This window comes from Lentzea chajnantorensis (assembly GCF_054300775.1).
The window spans coordinates 5,040,408-5,057,883 of the sequence record NZ_JBSDZT010000002.1; the positions used below are offsets into that span (position 1 = coordinate 5,040,408).

General features: G+C 72.5%; 10 protein-coding genes. 3 read left to right on the plus strand and 7 right to left on the minus strand.

The genetic code is table 11. The annotated features are described in order from the left end of the window. The first annotated feature begins 175 nt into the window (after positions 1 to 175). Together ACVDFE_RS24945 and ACVDFE_RS24950 are read left to right on the plus strand one after the other, a co-directional pair. Positions 176 to 502 carry a hypothetical protein gene (locus ACVDFE_RS24945; RefSeq protein ID WP_360388485.1) on the plus strand — a complete coding sequence of 109 codons (327 nt, stop codon included), beginning with the start codon at positions 176 to 178 and terminating at the stop codon, positions 500 to 502. Then, positions 499 to 4,353 carry a hypothetical protein gene (locus ACVDFE_RS24950; protein WP_458432072.1) on the plus strand — a complete coding sequence of 1,285 codons (3,855 nt, stop codon included), beginning with the start codon at positions 499 to 501 and terminating at the stop codon, positions 4,351 to 4,353. The genes ACVDFE_RS24945 and ACVDFE_RS24950 overlap by 4 nt, the downstream gene beginning before the upstream one ends. Here ACVDFE_RS24950 and ACVDFE_RS24955 read toward each other — a convergent pair. Both ACVDFE_RS24955 and ACVDFE_RS24960 read right to left on the minus strand, forming a co-directional pair. Next, positions 4,350 to 4,907 carry a hypothetical protein gene (locus ACVDFE_RS24955; protein WP_458432073.1) on the minus strand — a complete coding sequence of 186 codons (558 nt, stop codon included), beginning with the start codon at positions 4,905 to 4,907 and terminating at the stop codon, positions 4,350 to 4,352. The genes ACVDFE_RS24950 and ACVDFE_RS24955 overlap by 4 nt on opposite strands. An 8-nt stretch (positions 4,908 to 4,915) precedes the next feature. Then, on the minus strand, positions 4,916 to 5,548 hold the full coding sequence (locus ACVDFE_RS24960; protein WP_458434393.1) for a DUF998 domain-containing protein: 633 nt from the start codon (positions 5,546 to 5,548) through the stop codon (positions 4,916 to 4,918). Positions 5,549 to 5,571: 23 nt separating this feature from the next. On the opposite strand from ACVDFE_RS24960, the gene ACVDFE_RS24965 reads away from it, so the two are divergent. Further along, a complete protein-coding gene (locus ACVDFE_RS24965) occupies positions 5,572 to 6,357 on the plus strand; it encodes an alpha/beta fold hydrolase (protein ID WP_458432075.1) in 786 nt (261 codons plus the stop codon). Positions 6,358 to 6,412: 55 nt separating this feature from the next. Here ACVDFE_RS24965 and ACVDFE_RS24970 read toward each other — a convergent pair whose 3' ends face one another. From ACVDFE_RS24970 to ACVDFE_RS24990, 5 genes are all read right to left on the minus strand, one after another. Continuing rightward, entirely contained in the window at positions 6,413 to 7,366 is a 954-nt protein-coding gene (locus tag ACVDFE_RS24970; RefSeq protein ID WP_360388474.1) for a cation diffusion facilitator family transporter, read from the minus strand. Position 7,367: 1 nt separating this feature from the next. After that, positions 7,368 to 8,105 (minus strand): substrate-binding periplasmic protein, encoded by a 738-nt coding sequence (locus tag ACVDFE_RS24975; RefSeq protein ID WP_458432076.1) that lies wholly within the window; start codon positions 8,103 to 8,105, stop codon positions 7,368 to 7,370. A 161-nt stretch (positions 8,106 to 8,266) separates the two neighbouring features. After that, entirely contained in the window at positions 8,267 to 9,184 is a 918-nt protein-coding gene (locus tag ACVDFE_RS24980; protein WP_458432077.1) for a Dyp-type peroxidase, read from the minus strand. Beyond that, on the minus strand, positions 9,181 to 9,636 hold the full coding sequence (locus ACVDFE_RS24985; protein ID WP_458432079.1) for a hypothetical protein: 456 nt from the start codon (positions 9,634 to 9,636) through the stop codon (positions 9,181 to 9,183). Before ACVDFE_RS24985 ends, ACVDFE_RS24980 begins: the two co-directional genes overlap by 4 nt. 12 nt (positions 9,637 to 9,648) lie before the next feature. Then, the gene (locus ACVDFE_RS24990; protein ID WP_458432080.1) at positions 9,649 to 17,457 is read right to left on the minus strand and encodes an RHS repeat-associated core domain-containing protein; all 7,809 of its coding nucleotides are present in this window, start codon (positions 17,455 to 17,457) and stop codon (positions 9,649 to 9,651) included. Positions 17,458 to 17,476 lie beyond the last annotated feature (19 nt).

Genomic DNA, 17,476 nt, shown 5'->3' on the forward strand with positions numbered 1-17,476 from the left:
ACGGCAGGGTTCGACGCTCCTCATCGGACAGCCGCAGCGCACGGGCCAACGCCGGGCACACCTGTGCTGACGGCGTCGCCACCGGTCCCTGCTCGAGACCCGCGGGTGGTTTCATCGACGTCGGAGATGTCACACCGGAGCCCGGTCCGCCGATGTCTTCCAGGGGAGGTCGATCATGGCGAGGGATGCGAGGCGCCGGCCGCTGGCCGGTGGGATCGTCGTGGGGATGTTGTTGCTGCCCAGCGCGGTCAACATCGCCACGGGGGCGTTGCCCGACACCTGGGCCCGGTTCGCCTGGGTGGGCGTGCCGGTCGCGGTCGTGCTGACCGCGGTCCTGGTGGTGCTGGAAAGACGCGCCCGCGCCGAGGCCGCCCCGGAGGAGCCGCGCGGCGGCAACCAGTACTACGTCACCGGCCCCCAGAGCACGCAGATCAACTCCCCGCAGGGCACGGTCAACGTCCAGTACGGCACGCAGCAGCAGCCCGAGCGCCGGGAACCATGACCGGCGACCAGCACTTCGTCACCGGGTCCGGCAGCGTCCAGATCAACCACCCGCAGGGGCCGGTCACCGTGACCGGAACGCCGCCGGCGCACCGGCTCGAGCCGTTCTCGTTCGTCCCCGCGGTGGACCCCGCGCGGCTGGCCCACCAGCCCAGCCGGCTGCTCGACGCGCGCAGCCAGGTCGTGCCGTTCAGCGGGCGCGACGACGAGCTCGCCGCGCTGGCGAGGTGGAGGGACACCGCGGTCGCGCCGATGTCCGCCCTGCTCGTGCACGGCCCCGGCGGACAGGGCAAGACGCGGCTGGCCGCGCGGTTCGCCGAGGTGTCCGCCTCCGCCGGCTGGGAGGTGGCGCTGGCCCGTCACGCGTCCGAGGCGGCTCGGTCCGGCGCGACGTTCGAGCCGCGCACGGCCGAAGGTCTGCTGGTGGTCGTGGACTACGCCGACCGGTGGCCGCACCTGGAGCTCGTCGCGCTCCTGCGGGAGCTGGGGCAGGTGGACAGACCCGTGCGGGTGCTGCTCGTCGGCCGGACGGTGCAGTGGTGGCCCGCTCTGCGCGGTGAGCTGCGGGAGATCGGTGCCGACGTCGGCGACCTCCTGCTGCCGGACTTCGCCGACGGCACTGACGACCGCGAACGCGCCTTCGCCGCCGCCCGCGACCGGTTCGCGGCCGTGCTCGGGGTGTCGGCGCCCGTCGACGAGGTCGCGCGCGGCCTGGACGGCGACGAGTTCGGGCAGGTCCTGACCATCCACATGGCCGCCCTCGTCACGGCCCTGCGCGCGCGGCACCCCGGTGGGCCGGTGCCCGACGGCGTCGAGGGCATCGCCGCGTACCTCCTCGATCGGGAACGCATGGGGTGGGAACGCCTGCAACCGCGTCCGGGGTTCAGGACGACGTCGGCCGACATGGCCCGCGCCGTGTTCACCTCCGTGCTCAGCGACAGCATGTCCCACCGCGACGGCCTCGCCCGGCTCACCCGCCTGCGGCTCGAACCCGCCCAGCAGGTCCTCGACGACCACCGGTTCTGCTACCCGCCGCACGACCGCTCCCGGGTGCTGCAACCGCTCCAGCCGGACCGCCTGGCCGAGGACTTCGTCGCACTCATGCTGCCGGGGCACGACATCACCGGCTACGACCCGGACCCGTGGGCCGGTGACGTGCCCGGCGTGCTGCTCGGTGTCGACGAACCGGACGCGGCGGTGCCGTCGACGGTGGCCAGGACGATCACGGTGCTCGCCTCGGCCGCCGGCCGGTGGCCGCACGTGGGCCGGCAGCTCGGCGCGCTGCTGGGCGAACGCCCCCAGGTCGCCGTCCACGCCGACAGCGCGGCGCTGATCGCGTTGGCCGAGGCCAGGCACGTCGACACGGACGTGCTGCTCGCCGTCGAGGTCCACCTGCCCGATGATCGCCAGGTCGACCTCGACGAGGGCGCCGCCGCGGTCACCGAGCGGCTCGTGCGCGAGCGGGTGACCGACACCGCCCGGCTCCAGGACGTCGCGTCCTGGTGCTCCCGGCTCGGGACCCGCCTGGGGCACGCCGGCCGCAAGCAGGAGGCGGTCCGGTACGGCCTCCAGGCGCTCGCGGCGCTGAGCCGGCTCGAAGAGCTCGACCCGCGGACCTACGGGGTCGACGTCGCGCTGTGCCTGATGCGCGTCGGCGCCCACCTGTCGGACCTCGGCCGGCACGACACCGCGGTCGGCTTCACCGGTCGCGCGGTCGAGCTGCTGCGCGCCAAGACCGAGGACTCGGCCCGCGCCGGCCTGGCACTGGCCCTGTCGAACTACGGCAACCAGCTGCAGAACGTCGGCCAACGCGGGAACGCCGTTGCCGCCGCGGAGGAGTCCGTTGCGCTGCACCGGGTTCTGGAGGGCACCGCCGCCGCGGACCCGCCGATGTTCGCGTTCGCGCTCACCGCTCTCGGCACGAGGCTCATGGCCGTCGGCGAGGACGAAGCGGCGCTGCGGGCGCTCGGCGAGAGCGTGGAGAGGTACCGGAGCCTGGTGGACTCGGCCCCGAAAGCGCACCTGCCCGGCCTCGCACGGGCGTTGACGAACCTCGGCACCGCCTGCTTCCGGCTCGAACGTTCGGCTGAAGCACTCGAAGCCTCCGCGGAGGCCGTGGACATCCGGCGTGACCTCGTCGCGGTGAACCGAGAGGCCTACGCGCCCGATCTGGCGCTGTCGCTGATGAACCACGCGGGTCGGCTCTGCGACGTCGGCCGGGACGCGGAAGCCACGGCCACCGCCGACGAAGCCGTGGCCTCGGCCAGGAAACTCGCCCAAGCCGACCCCGTGCGCCACACAGCCCTGCTCGCCGCAACGCTGTCGAGCCGCGGCAGCGTCTACGCGCAGGTCGACCGCGACCGCGCGGTGGACTCGTTGCGTGAAGCGGTCGCGTTGTACGAACGCCTGGTGGTGAACAACGAAAGCCATCGATCCATGTTGGACACAGCCCTGCGCAACCTGCGAATCCTCGATTCCACACCGGCGGCCGGTGCCTCCCGGACACCGCAGCCGGAGACCGTCGAGTTGTTCAACCGCGGTGTGCTGCTGGAGAAAGCCGGTCGCACGACCGAAGCGGAACACTGCTACCTCGGAGCCGCCGACGCGGGTCTCGCCGAGGCGATGTTCAACCTCGGTCATCTGTACCGCGCCGACGGTCGGCCTGCGGACGCCGAGCGCTGGTTCACCGCCGCCGTCACCGCGGGCATGACCTCGGCGTGCTTCAACCTCGGCGCGCTGTGCCTGCACCAGGGGCGCCGGGACGAGGCCCGCCGGTGGTTCCACGCCGGCGCCGACGCGGGCATGGCGATCGCCATGACGGTGCTGGGAAGCATGTACCGCGACGACGGCGCACCGGCCGAGGCCGAGCGCTGGTTCATCGCGGCCACCGAACGCGGCGAACCGGAGGGCCACTACCGGTTCGGCCTGACCCTGGCGGAACAGGGCCGGCACGCGGAAGCCGCCGTCCAGCTCGCCAAGGCGGCCGAGGCGGGCCACGTCGACGCCGCCAAGGAGCTCGCTGACCACCAGATGCGGCACAACCAGACGCACCAGGCCCACAGGTGGTGGCGCATCGCCCGCGCCGGAAGAGCTCCCGCGCCACCGCCACCGACCGCCGCACCGCAGTCGGACCACCCCCTGGTGCAGGCGGCCCTCGACCGCGACATCCCGACGCACGTCGTCTCCCCGGCCGGTAGCGTGTCCGTGGCGGCGGAGCTGCGCGAAGCCCACGTGAGGCAGCTCCTCGACGCCGGACGGCTCGACGACGCCATCGACACCTACCTGGGCGCCGCACGGGATGCCGAGGCGCTGCTGGCCCACAGCCCCACCGGCTCCGACCTGACCTACAGCCTGCTCAGGCAGCGGGCCGTCGACCTCTCCAGGGCGGCAGCCCTCCAGCAGACCGCGGGCCGCACCACCGAAGCACTCGCTGCGAGCCAGACGGCGGTCACCGCACTCGGTGAGCTCGCGGCCCGCTCCGGTGACACGGCCACCCACGCCCGGGCCCAGCGGATCTTCGCCGCGATCCGCGCCGACGCGCGCACCGAGCTGGACCGGGCCGTCGTCGAGGTCGAGGAGGCCATCGCGACGTTCTCCCAGCTCGGCGGAGCGGACTACGCGGAGGGTGAGCTCCCGGTTGTGCCGGATCGTCCTGAGCGCACTGCGGTCAGGACCGCGGAACTAGGGCCTGTGCCGAGGTCCGTGTTCGCGACAGCCGGGCCTGAGGCGGCCCCTGGGGGCACGGGCGGACAGCCCACGTACAACACCGCGGTATGCGGGCTGTCCGCCCGCACCGCCAGGAACCACCTCAGGCGCGACTCTCATCGAACGGGACCTCGACACAGGCCCTAGTCGTCGAGGCACCGGCCGTGGGGCAGGAGCCCTCCCAGGAAGCTCCCGCCCCCTCCACCCGGCACGCTCGTGACGTACCCGACGAGGCAGGCGTTCTCCGCGACGGGCACCGCGTAGAGCAGGGCCCCGGAAGGCGCGGGGTCGTCCGGGCGGGCGATGCGCACCACGCTGTTCACGAACCCGGCCCGTTCCAGGGCCGTGCGGCGGCGATCCGCGTCGTCGGTGACCGGTGGACGCCTGGAGGGCACGACGCACCTGTCGTTCGGCGCGGAACTGCAGCGCGAGTCGACCGACATGGCGCGCTGAACGTTGTTGTAGACCTGTTCAGCGGCGGTGCGCTGCGCGGAGGTGAGGGGCGTGCGCCGGGCGATGTCGGCCGCGACCCGCCCGCAGTGGTCGTCCTTCTCGTCCTGCGCCGTGATGCACGAGACCGAGGTCCCCGACGACGAACCCGTCGGCCGGTGCCGGGTGCTCAGCCACCACGCGCCTGCGAGCAGGCAGACCGCGAGCGCGAAGCAGACGACCAGCGTGGCCTGGCGGCGCCGTGATGGCATGACCCGTGTCACCGCGGCTCGCGCGGCGGGGCAGCCGGCCCGGTGCGAGCCCACCGGGCCGACGCCCGTGCCCCGAGCAGCAGTCCTGTCGCGACGGTCAGCAGCTGGACACGCTGCACCAGACCGGCACCGGGGTGGTTGACCAGCACCGCGGACAACACCCCCGTCACGGCCAGCAGCACCGCCACCACCCAGGCGCTCCACCAGCGTGTGCTCCGTGCGAAACCCACGGCGGCAACCAGTGCGCTGAGGAACGTCAGCACGCTCGTCACCTGGTGCAACTGATGTCCGAGCGACACCGACCCGCTGCTCTCCCGGGCACGGCACACCATGTCGACGCTTGGCGCGCAGTCCAGGGCGAGCGCGGTGTCGGCGAGGGTCGCGCCCGCGAAGACGAGCACGGCGGCGACGACCAGCCGTCCGCGCATCCCGCGGGCGGCGAGCAACAGGCAGCAGGCGGCCAGCGAGTCGGTGACGCGGAACAGCCACCGGTACGGCTGGTCGTCGGCGAGCAGCTCGCTCACGTAGCTGTCCACTGAGGACAACCCGGTCGGCAGGACCAGCTCCAGCAGCCAGCACGAGTACAGGACCGCGGCAGCGACCAACCACCCGTGCGGCCGGCGGGAGAACAGTTCCCGCATCACGCCCGCCTCATCCTTGCGCCATGCTGTGTCCCGTGGCCAACGTCGTGGGATCGACCCTGCACCTGCTGGTGGACGGACCGGCGGACGCGCCGCCGGTGGTGCTCACCTCGGGCCTGGCCGGCGCTGTCGCCGACTGGGACGCCGTGACCCGCCTGCTCACCCCGTCCGCGCGGGTGCTGCGCTTCGACCGGCCCGGCACCGGCGCGAGCACCCCGTCGTCCGAACCCCCGTCGGCCCGGCGCGAGGTGGCGGTGCTGGACGCGGTCCTCGACGTCGCCGGAGCCCCGGCCGTGCTGGTCGGGCACTCGCTCGCCGGCCTGCACGTGGAGGCGTACGCGCGGTTGCGTCCCCAACGCGTGCGCGGCGCGGTGCTCGTGGACCCCAGCCTCGTCCCGCCCGGAGTCGGCCGCCCGTTCGACCTCTCCGCCGTGTTCGCGCAGGCCCTGCTCCGGGTGGGTGCCGCAGGACCGGCCGCACGCTGCGCCGGTCCGCTGCTCCGGCTCTTCGGCAGGCCACCGGCCACCGCCGCCGTGGTCGAAGAGCTCGCCGGTTATCCCGCTTTGGTCGTGGAGGTGGACGCGTTGCGCACGCACCCGTTGCCGGACGTGCCGTGGCAGGTGCTCACGGCGGGAGGGACGCTGGGCGGTGCGAGGTCGGCGTTGCACATCCTCACCGCCCACGGATCGATGGCCTCCCTTTCCGCTCATGGCCTTCATCGCATCGTGCCAGAAGCGTCGCACATGGTGCAGTTGGACGATCCCGGTGCGGTGGCCGATGCGGTGCGGCGCTGCCTCTCGTCGTCCTGACAGTTCCCGGCCGCGTGTTCAAGATCGGCGTTGCACGCGGCGAGCGGATGCCGGGTCACCGGCGGATCTCGCGCACGGGCATGACGGCGATGTCGTGCATGCGCCAGTCGGCGTCGCGCAGCCGGTGGCTGAGCCGGTCGAGCCGTTCGACGAGGTCGTCGGTGCCGGGCCGGGGTACGACGAGCATCTCGCCGACGAACACGTGGCCTTCTTCCCGCAGCCGGATCCAGGCGTCGGTGACCCAGGGCTGGTCCAGGGCGAGTGCGGTGAGCTGAGCGGGCAGGGGGTGCGGTTGGTCGTCGGTGACGGTGCGGGGCCGGCGGTCCATCAGGTCGGCGACGGCGGTGCGGGTGGTGCGCAGGCCGTCGCGGACGATGTCGGCGGAGATGATGATCGCGGCGACGGCGTCGGCCCACCACAGCCCGGCGCCGATGCCGAGGATGCCGAGGACGGCGGCGCCGGCGGTGAGCCAGTCCGCGCGGTTCATCTCCGCGTCGGCGTGCAGGACCTTGTCGTGCAGTTGTGCGGCCAGCTTCGTCTTGGCGCGGCCGAGCAGGATCGCGGGGACCATGGTGGCCAGCAGGACGGCGATCATCGGCCACCCCAGCCACACCGCGTGGTCGAAGACCTCGATCAACCCGATCGGCGGGCGCTCGCCCTGCACGAGCCGCAGCACGGACTCGACGAGGATGTAGCCGCCGAGGATCAGCAGTGCCAAGGCGGAGGCCAGGAACGCGATGGCCACCGAGCGGTGATGCCCATAGGGGTGTTCCTCGTCGACGGGCCGGTTGCGGTAGCGATCGGCGACCAGGAACGCGATGGGCGGCGCGAGCGCGAGGATGTCCTCCACCCAGGCCGCCTTCATGGCCTGCGACTGGCCCAGCACGACGGCCAGCACGGTGATGGCCACGACGAAGAACGCGACCGTCCACCACTCCAGGCGCACGGCCCGGCGGTGCAGCGCCGCCTTGTCGGGCGGAAGCTCGAAGCTGTCGTGGATCGCGGCCATGTCACGCCCCCTCACGGCGGGCGTCGAGCAGCAGCCGGCGCACCTCGTCGGGCTTCAGGTCCAGCAGGAACCGCTCGACCGTGCTCTGCCAGGCGTTCTCTCCGGCGGGCACCGCCATGACGTGGTCGGCACTGGACAGGTGGATGCCGGAGTCGGTCAGGCCGGCCGCGTCCACCCGCCAGTCCGGGACGACCGCGGCACCGCCGGGGCGTTCGGGAACGTCGGCGACGGGGACGGCGGTCGCGTCTTCGTCGGACAGCAGCGCGGCCTCGGCGCTGCCTTCCCGCACCAGCACCCGTTGCCCGGTGATGTCAGCCGCTGCTCCCGCGGGCACGGCGACGACCATGTCCGTGGTGAGGTAGTCGGTGGTCAGTGCGACGTCCTTCTCCCAGGGCGACTCGGCGTCCAGCCCCGCGACGACGAGGTCGAGGCTGCGTTCGGACAGCGCGGTCATGAGCTCGGCCTCACCGCCGGACACCCACTGCACGCGCGCGCCCAGGCTGTCGGCCAAGCGCTGCACCAGGACCGTCTCGGCACCGCCCGGTGCCTGGTTCCCGTCCGTGATCGTCCACGGCGGGCGGTGCGCGACCCCGACCCGGAGCGTGCCCTCCCGCACCCGGTCCAAGGTGCCGTCGGCGTCGCGCGGCCACTGGCAACCGCCCACCGACACCAGGACCAGGACCAGGACCATCGCGGCCGCTCGTTGCCACACGTGTCGAGCCAGTGCAACCGATGCCATGCGGGTGATGTTGCCCAAGACCACCCCGTTCAACCATCGGATGATCCACTCAGGAACGCCTTTCACAGGCGCAACCGGGATGAAACGCCCGAAAGCGGTGTCTTCTCACCGCAGCCACCGGAACGGCACCGCTCGCGCGGGGGAGAACGCGAGGACCGGGGTCAGGCGGGCACCCGGTAGTACCCGCCCGCCGTGGTCAGCAGGTACGGGTGCAGCGCGTCCGAGGCCAGGCGGGACTGTGCGCGGGCGAAGCCGTCCTCGAAGGACGACTGGAACGCCATGAACACCACACCGGTCTCGGCAGGGGTCTCCTGGTAGATCCACGACCGGCGCAGCATGCGCGGCGCCGGGGTGTCCCCGGTGCGCGGGTTCATGGCGCGCACGTGCGAGTTCAGCGGGATCGCCACACCGTCCGGGTCGCCGGCATAGTCGGGGACGCGGCCGGGCGGGGTGCCGTCGAGCCAGGTGCCGTCCGGGTGGCGGCCGATGATCCTGGCCTGCGCCTCGGCGCTGTCGGCGTCCCACAGCGGGTGGGCCAGCCGGATGACGCGCAGCGCGGCGAGGGTGTCGCCGTCGGGCAGCAGCACCGACTGCTCGTTGGTCTGCCCCTCGACGAAGCCGAACGGGTTGCGCTGCAGGTGTTTGCCGTCCAGCGGCGGGGCGACGTCGCGGTGGACCGGCACCGTCCACACCGGCGTGAGGCCGGGCAGCTCGGCGAGCACCTCGGCCAGCCGGTCCGCGCAGTCGTCCCGGTCGTCCCCCTCGACCTGGACGAACGCGTCGGTGCGGGACCGGTCGCGGTCCAGGGTCTCGCCGGGGAAGTCGGGCATCACGGGCACGTCCGCGAGCGTCGGGCCGAGGCCGACCATCACGTCGTCGCCGCGCACGCCGAGCAACCGCGCCCTGGCGTCCGTCCCCCGTGCCCGCAGCAGGGCCAGCGCCCCGGCCGGACGCGGGGTGCGCAGCACCGGGTGGGTGCCGGGCGGGTCGGTGCCCGGTGTGCCGCAGCCGGACAGGCCCAGGCACGCCAGCAGCGTGCCGAGGCCGGCGCCGACCAGCAGGTCGCGGCGGTCGATCACCGGGCGACCGCGACCACGAGGTCGTCGAACGAGGGGTCGTCGTAGCCGTCGCTGCACCGCAGCACCGCCCCGTCGCCGGTCTCCTCCACGACGATCCCCGCGTTGCCGACCCACGCCTGGTCGACGCCGGCGTCGTCGACCCAGGTGTTCCACATCCGCACCAGCAGCGCCCCGCGCCCTGACCGGCGCACGGTCAGCTCGACCAGCGGCGGTGCGGTGTCGGTCCACAGCACCACCTCGGCGAGCCGCTGGCCGTTGACCTCCAGCACCCCGCCCCTGGCCTTGACCACCAGACCCTCCCGCCGGTCCCGGCGGGCGCCGGTGAACGCGATCCGCAGGGTCTGGCCGTCGGCGGGGTCGGGCAGCTCGTAGGTCATCGTCACGCGCTGCCCGGCCACGTCGAGGGGCGCACCCCGCCCCTCGGCGAACAACTCGCCCAGCTTCTTGGCCATCACAGTCCCTCGTCAGTACCCGGGGTGCCGGAACGGGTCCCTGGCCGCGTGGTCCTGCGGCCAGCGCGGCACGACCCGCTTGCCGCCGTCGCGCATGGGGATCGGCTCGTGGGACAGCTCCATCGACTCCATGCCGCCCTTGTCGGGATTGTAGCGAGTGGGCGGTTGCCCGGACCGCATCCTGGCGAGGTCGGCGTCGGACCACTGCCGGCTCGCGCTGGGGTGCTCCGCGGCGTTCTTCCAGTACCGCGACCGCACGGTCGACCAGGCCGGGTCGTTGCCCGCCGCGGTCTTGGAGTAGATGTCCTGACCGCGCTGCCAGCCCTTCCCGTTCGCCGCCTTCCACCCGTTCTGGATGTCGCGCATGTCCGCGGCCTTCGACAGCCACTTGCCGATCCCGGCGCCGAGCATCCCGCCGAGGCACCCGGCCGCGGCGGCACCGCCGACGCCGCCCCAGCCCCAGTCGACCTTGCGCCCGGACAGGCGCTGCCCGGCGTAGTCCATCGCGGCGTCCATCGCGGCCCCGCCGAGGCAGCCGAGCAGCAGCGGGTTGGTGCCGTTCGGGTCGGTGGCGTTGGCCGGCGAGTTGCCGACGTAGGCGTAGAGGTTGCCGCCGCCCTGGTAGCCGATCGGGTCCTCGGAGATGAACCGGCCCAGCGCGGGGCTGTAGTAGCGCTCGCGGTACTGGAGCAGGCCGGTGCCGTCGTCCTGCCGCCCGGTGAACGACAGGTCCGAGCCGCGGGCGTCACCGGTGGTGGCCGGCACGCCGAACGGGTCGTAGGACTGGGTCGCGGCCAGTGTCCCGTCCGCTCGCCCGAGCGCCAGCGGCGACCCGAGCCCGTCGGTCAGGACGCTGTCGGTGATGCCCGCCTTGGCCCGCCCCGCCCACTTGTCGGTGCCCATGGCGAGCAGCCCGGCCGACAACGTGCCCGCGGCGTCGAGCTCGGCCGCGGCGTTGGCGCCGTCGTAGACGAACCGGGTGGTGGCCGAGCCGACCGTGCGGGTGTCCCGGACCCCGGTGGGGCCGTAGACGTTGGTGCTGGTCAGCCCGGACCGGCTGGTGCCGGTCAGCTCGCCGCGCGCGTTCCACGTGTAGGTGGTGGTGCCGTCGGAGAGCAGGTTGCCGTCGTTGTCGTAGGTCAGCGCCGTGCCACCGGCGGAGACCAGCCGGTTGCCGTTGTCGTAGGCCAGGTCCGACCTGGCGGCCGGCAGGGCCACGTTCGCGAGCGAGCCGGTGACCGAGGTCCGCCTGCTCACCGCGTCGTAGGTGTAGCCGAGGTCGCCCTTGGCGGTGCCGTTGTGGCTGTAGGCGATGCCGGTGACCTGCCCGATCGCGTCCCGGGTGAAGGCCTGCCGCCAGCCGCCCGGCAACGCGACCGCGCTGGCCCGCCCGGCCGCGTCCCGCGTCACGGTGACCGTGTCGCCACCGCGGGTCGCGCCGGTGAGCTGGTCGGCGTTGTCGTAGGTGTAGGTGGTGGCGGGCAGCCCCGGCACCGTGACACCGGTCGTGCGGCCGAGGACGTCGTAGGTGTAGCCGACCGTGCCGTTGGGTCCGGTGGTGGTGGCGAGCCGGTCGAACGAGTCCCACGTCTGGCTGGTGGTGCCGCCCGCCGTGTCGGTGAGCGTGGTGAGCCGGTCCAGGGCGTCGTAGCCGTAGGTGATCTTCGACTGCTGCGTGCCGGCGCCGGTCACCCCGTACCTGATGCTGACCGGCCGGTTGAGCTGGTCGTAGGTCATCTCGGTGCGCAGCCCGGCGCGGCTGACCGTCGCGGTGACCCGGCCGGTGCCGTCGTAGGTGGTGGTGTCGGTGCGGTTGAACGGGTCGACGCGGGTGACCGCCCGGTCGGCCTTGTCGTAGGTCCACGAGGTCGTCTTGCCACGCGGGTCGGTGTAGGCGGTCCGGTTGCCGTTGGCGTCGTAGGTGAACGTGCTGACGCCGCCGAGCGCGTCGGTGACCTTCACCGGGTTGTTCAGCGCGTCGTAGGCGACGAGCTTGCGCGCCCCCGCCGCGTCGGTCCACAGCACCGGCCGGCCGGCCGCGTCGTGGAAGGTCGTCGCGGTGCGGCCGAGCGCGTCGCGCACCCCGGTCAGCGTGCCGGACTCCCAGGTGAACGTGGTGGTCGCGCCCGCGGGGTCGCGCAGGGTCGCGACCTGCCCCGCCGACGTGCGGGTGGTGGTCGTGGTGCGGCCGAGCGGGTCGGTCGCGGTGAGCAGGTTGCCCTTCGCGTCGTAGGTGAAGGTGCTGGTGCGCCCGGCCGCGTCCTTGGTGGTCGTCGGCTGGTCGTACGGCCCCCAGGTGGCCTCGGCCGAGGTGTACTCGCCCGCGGTGTCCGCGAGGCCGGTCGCCTTCACCACCCGGTCCGCGGCGTCGTAGGTGTACTCGGCGCGCCGGCCGTACGGGTCGACCACGGCGTCGAGCCGGTTGCCTGCGCCGCGTTCGTAGGTGGTGGTCCGCGCCAGCGACGTGCCGAAGGCGGTGGTGTCGGTGGCGACCATCCCGGTGGCGGTGAAGGTCACCCGCCGCACCGACCCGTTCGGCTGGGTCACCCTGGTCTCGGTGACCTGGTTCTGCGCGTCGAGGGTGTAGGCGAAGGTGAAGGAGCCGCCGTCGGCGATGTCCTGCCGCGACACCCTGCCGTTCGCGTCGTAGGCGACGCTCAGGTAGGTGTTGCCGCGCCCGTCGGTGATGCCGGTGACCCGGTTCGCGGTGTCGTAGGTGTAGGTGGTGACCTTGCCCGCCGGGTCGGTGACGGTCGCGAGCCGGCCCGCCGTGTCGTAGGTGTAGCCGACCTGGCGGCCGATGTTGTCGCTGGCCCTGATCACGCGGGCCGAGGCGTCGTACTCCAGCCCGATCCAGCGGCCGTTGGGCGAGACGATCTGGGTGACCTCGCCGTTGGCGCCGCTCGGCCGCACGAACGTGACCTCGTTGCCGTTGCGGTCACGCATGGCACGCGGCCTGCTGTACCAGGGGAAGAACCACTTGGTGCCGTCCCGCAGGGTCAGCACCCAGTCGCCGTTCTCCTGCGCGATGGTGGAGCCGGTGTAGCGGCCGGGGGAGCCGACCGCGGCGAACACCGCGTCGCCGTAGCCGGTGCCGGGCGAGGTGCGGACGTAGTGCGCGCGCCCGCCGCCCGGGGTGTAGAGGTCGACCTCCTGGTACTGCTGTTCGGAGGCCAGGTACATGTTGTGGTCGGCGCCGGAGTTCAGCCCGAAGTCGCGGCTGTGGTTGTCGCCCTGCCAGTACTGCCGGTTCAGCGCGATCGGCACCGTGTCGTCGAGGCCGAGATCGGTGTGGGTGTCGGTCAGCAGACCGGTGGACAGGTCGACCGGGTCACCGGAGAGCTTGTCGAGCAGGTCCTGCCACCACGGCTTGTCCGGCTTCGGGTTGCCGCCGGTGTTGAACATCGCGCCGTCGAGGGTCCACAGCTTGGTCTTCTCGTCCGGGATCACCCGGCTGGCGTCCGCGTTGACCTTGCCGTGGCCGTAGACGTACCACTGCTTCTCGGCCGGGTCGTAGTTCCAGAAGTCGACGACGGTGCCGGCGGGCAGCTTGGTGTAGTTCGGGTACACCACGCTCGCGCCGTCCGGGAAGATCGTCGCCCCGCCCGGCTGGACGGTGAAGAACGTCGGCACGATTCCGTTGCGCGGCAACGGGTAGGGCGGCCGGTCGATCGGGATGGCGGTGATGCCCAGCTCCGTGACGACCTTGCCGTCCATGTCGCGCACGACGGTGCCGACCGGGATGTGGACCTCGAGGCCGGGGATGGCCGGCGTGGTCAGGACCGTGTCGTTCGCGGTCGGCGCGGCGAGCTTGACCGTGTGCGCCATGTCCAGCTTGGGCAGCCACACCGGCGCGTCCAGCGGCGTCGTCCTGCCCCGCTCGACCCTGGCGTGGATGCGGAACGTGCCGTACCTGCTCTTGCCGGTGGCCGCCGCGTACCCGTCGACCACGATCATGGTCGCGTTGGCGCGGACACCGGACAGCAGGAACCGGCCGCTCGCGTCGGTGGTGGTGCGGATCGAGTCGACGCGCACCGGGATGCCGGCCAGCGGCCTGCCGTCGAGCCCGAGCACGTGCCCGCTGATCGCGGTGACGCCCTTGGGCGCGGTCAGGTCGGTCACCGGTGTGGCCGGGCCGCGCCGCGTCAGCCAGTCACGGCCGTCGAGGTTGCCCGCGTCCGGCGTCCAGGCCGCGTCGAGCCGGTCGTCGCGGACCAGCGTCGCGGCGTTCGGGGAGGCCGGGTCGGGGTCGACCCGCAGCGAGTCGTCCCGCAGCCGCGTCGGCAGGAGCTGGGGCTTGGTCCTGGTCTCGTGCTTCGGCTCAGCGACGGCCGTGACTGCGGGAGCCTGCTCGGTCCGCTCGTTCTGCTTGGCCTGCTCGGCCGGTGGTGCGACCGCCGCGGCGAGGGCGGTGGCGGTCCGCGCGGTGAAGGTCGTGGCGCCGGTGTTGATGCCGTAGGGGCCGAACCACACCTTGTACGTGCCGGTCTGCGGCAACGTGCGCCCGGTGACCTCGGTGTTCATGTACTGGTCGGTCAACCGCTGTCCGTCCGGCGCGATGATCTGCCAGGCCGCGCCGCAGCAGCCCAGCGAGCCGGAGGTGTTGCTGGACCCGATGGTCACGGCCTGGCCGGCCGTGCCGGAGAAGGTGACGAAGGCGTCCTGGCCGGGGTTGGTGACCGTGACGGTCTTCGCGGTGCCGTCGAGGGTGATCGTGCCCGCGTCGAGGTCGGCCGGGACGGTCCACGCCTTGAAGGTCGTCGAGCCGGTGTTGGTGCCGTACGGCCCGAAGGAGATCTTGTAGGTCCCGGTCTGCGACAACGTCTTGGTGTCGACGGTGGAGTTCATGTACTCGTCGGACATTCGCGTGCCGTCCGGGGCGAACACCTGCCACGCGGCGCCACAGCAACCCAGGTTGGCCGACGTGTCGGTGGACTGGAAGATCACTCGCTGGCCCGTGGTGCCGGAGAAGGTGACGTAGCCGTCCTGGCCCGGGTTGGTGATGGAGATGGTCTTGCCCGTGCCGTCGAGGGTGATCGTGCCCGCGTTGACGTCCGCCGGGACGGTCCACGCCTTGAACGTGGTGGAGCCGGTGTTGGTGCCGTAGGGGCCGAAGGAGATCTTGTAGGTTCCGGTCTGCGGCAACGTCTTCGTGTCCACCGTGGAGTTCATGTACTCGTCCGACATGCGAGTGCCGTCCGGGGCGAACACCTGCCACGCGGCGCCGCAGCAGCCCAGGTTCGCGGACGTGTCGAGGGACTGGAAGATCACGCGCTGCCCGGCGGTGCCGGAGAAGGTGACGTAGCCGTCCTGGCCGGGGCTGGTGATGGAGACGGTCTTGCCGGTGCCGTCGAGCGTGAGGGTGCCGGCGTTGAGGTCGGCGGGCACGGTCCACGCTTTGAACGTGGTGGAGCCGGTGTTGGCGGCGTAGGGGCCGAAGGAGATCTTGTAGGTTCCGGTCTGCGTCAACGTCTTGGTGTCGACGGTGGAGTTCATGTACTCGTCGGAGATCCGCGTGCCGTCGGGTGCGAAGACCTGCCAGGCGGCGCCGCAGCAGCCCAGGTTGGCCGACGTGTCGAGGGACTGGAAGATCACCCGCTGACCCGCGGTCGCGGAGAAGGTGACGTAACCGTCCTGGCCCGGGTTCGTGATCGAGACGGTCTTGCCGGTGCCGTCGAGCGTCAGGGTGCCGGCGTTGAGGTCCGCGGGCACGGTCCACGCCTTGAACGTCGTGGAGCCGGTGTTGGTGCCGCGCGGGCCGAACCAGATCTTGTACGTGCCGGTCTGGGGCAGCGTGCGCGTGTCCACAGTGGAGTTCATGTACTCGTCGGACAAACGCGTGCCGTCCGGCGCGATCACCTGCCAGGTCGCGCCGCAGCAGCCCAGGTTGGCGGACGTGTCGAGGGACTGGAACAGCACGCGCTGACCCGTCGTGGCCGAGAACGTGACGTAGGCGTCCTGGCCGGCGCTGGAGATCGTGACGGTCTTGGCCGTGCCGTCGAGGGTCAGGGTGCCCGCGTTGAGGTCGGCGGGCACCGTCCACGCGGTGAACGTGACCGAGCCGATCAGCACCGACGACGGGTCGGCCACGATCCGGTAGGTGCCGGTCTGGGGGAGCGTGATCGTGTCGAGGGTGTCGTTGGCGTACTTCGTGTCGCCGACGCGGGTGCCGTCCGGTGCGACGAGCCACCAGTACAGGCCGCAGCAGCCGAACTGCGACGACGCGTTCGTGGACTGGACGGTGACCCGGTTCCCGGCCGTGCCGGCGAAGGTCGTGTACGCGTTCTGGCCGGGCTTGGTGAAGGTGACGGTCTTCGCGGTGCCGTCGAGCGGCTGGGTGCCCGCGTTGAGGTCCGCCGGGACCGACCACGCGCTGACCGTGACCGACCCGGTGTTGGCGCCACCCGGATCGAGGAAGACGCGGTAGGTGCCGGTCTGCGGCAGGGTGGTCGTGTCGAGGGTGTCGTTGGGGTACTTGGTGTCGCCGACGCGGGTGCCGTCCGGTGCGACGAGCCACCAGTACAGGCCGCAGCAGCCGAACTGCGACGACGCGTTGGTGGTCTGGATGATGACGCGGCCGCCCGCCGTGCCGGAGAACGTCGTGTAGGCGTTCTGGCCGGGGTTGGCGACCGTCACCGCCTTCGCGGTGCCGGACAGGGACTGCGCGCCGGCGTTGAGGTCGGCCGGCACCTTCCGCACGGTCACCGTGGTGGTGCCGGCGGTGTCGGTGTCGTTGCGCAGGAAGATCGTGCGCAGCCCGGGACCGCTCGTGGGGCCGGTGTCGATCCAGCCGCCGGTGCCGACGCAGCTGCCGGTGGCGGTCTGCCGGTTGCGCTCGTCGTGGACGCGGGCGTACAGGCCGCAGGAGCCGAAGGTGCCGTCGCTGAGCGAGAAGGCGAACCGGTCCCCGTCGGCGGCTGAGAAGTACCGCACCGCCCACTTGCGCGCCGCCACCGGCACCTGGGTCGCGGTGCCCGCGGTGATGGCCGCGGCGGTGTCGATGCTCGCCGGGTCGATGCCGGTGGGCGGCACGACCAGCACGGCCGAGCTGGTGCCGGTGCCGGCCGGGGTGCTGAGCGACACGGTGCCGGTCGCGGCGCCCGGCGGAATCCGGACGGTGAGGGAGCCGCCGGAGCGTGCGGTGACCGCGGCCAGCATCCCGTTGACCCGCACCAGGTTGTTGGCGAACTCGGGGTCGGAGTTGGTCGTGGTGACGGTGACGGTCGACCCGGCGGCGGCGATCTTCGGCGTGACGTCGGTGACGGTCGGCTTGTCGTTGCGGACGACGGTGACCACCGGGCCGGTGCCGGTGCCGGCCGACGTGGTCACGGTGACCGCGCCGGTCGTCGCCGACGTCGGCACGGTGACCGTCAGCCGGTCGGCGGCGGCCGTCTTGACCGTCGCCGTGACACCGTTGACCTTCACGGTGTTGGCCGTCGCGGTGGTGCCGAAGCCCTTGCCGGACACCACCATCGCGTCGCCGGGACGCACGATGCCGGGCACGGTCGACAGGACCGCGACGGCCGGCGTGCCGAGCCGCTCGACCGACAACGGGTTGCCCGCCGGGTCGTAGGTGTACCGCGCGACCGAGCCGTCGGCGCCGACCACGCCGGCGACCCGTCCGAGCGAGTCGTACGCGTAGGTCGCGGGACCGGGTGGTGGGTCGACGAGGGGTGCCGCCGCGCGGGGTGCCGCCACCTCCGTCCTGGCCGGCAGGTCGCGGGGAGCGGCCGCTACCGGCACGCCGGTGGCCGTGACCGCCGAGGAGACCACCGCCACCACCGACACCAGGACCGAGTACTGCCGCAGCCTCGTGTGCACGTCGTCTCCTCGACCGCTC

Coding starts and splice junctions, on each gene's coding strand:
- ACVDFE_RS24950 (WP_458432072.1), top strand. CDS start 499: ATGACCGGCGACCAGCACTTCGTCACCGGGTCCGGCAGCGTCCAGATC.
- ACVDFE_RS24955 (WP_458432073.1), bottom strand. CDS start 4,907: ATGCCATCACGGCGCCGCCAGGCCACGCTGGTCGTCTGCTTCGCGCTC.
- ACVDFE_RS24975 (WP_458432076.1), bottom strand. CDS start 8,105: ATGGCATCGGTTGCACTGGCTCGACACGTGTGGCAACGAGCGGCCGCG.
- ACVDFE_RS24945 (WP_360388485.1), top strand. CDS start 176: ATGGCGAGGGATGCGAGGCGCCGGCCGCTGGCCGGTGGGATCGTCGTG.
- ACVDFE_RS24985 (WP_458432079.1), bottom strand. CDS start 9,636: ATGGCCAAGAAGCTGGGCGAGTTGTTCGCCGAGGGGCGGGGTGCGCCC.
- ACVDFE_RS24960 (WP_458434393.1), bottom strand. CDS start 5,548: ATGCGGGAACTGTTCTCCCGCCGGCCGCACGGGTGGTTGGTCGCTGCC.
- ACVDFE_RS24965 (WP_458432075.1), top strand. CDS start 5,572: ATGCTGTGTCCCGTGGCCAACGTCGTGGGATCGACCCTGCACCTGCTG.
- ACVDFE_RS24970 (WP_360388474.1), bottom strand. CDS start 7,366: ATGGCCGCGATCCACGACAGCTTCGAGCTTCCGCCCGACAAGGCGGCG.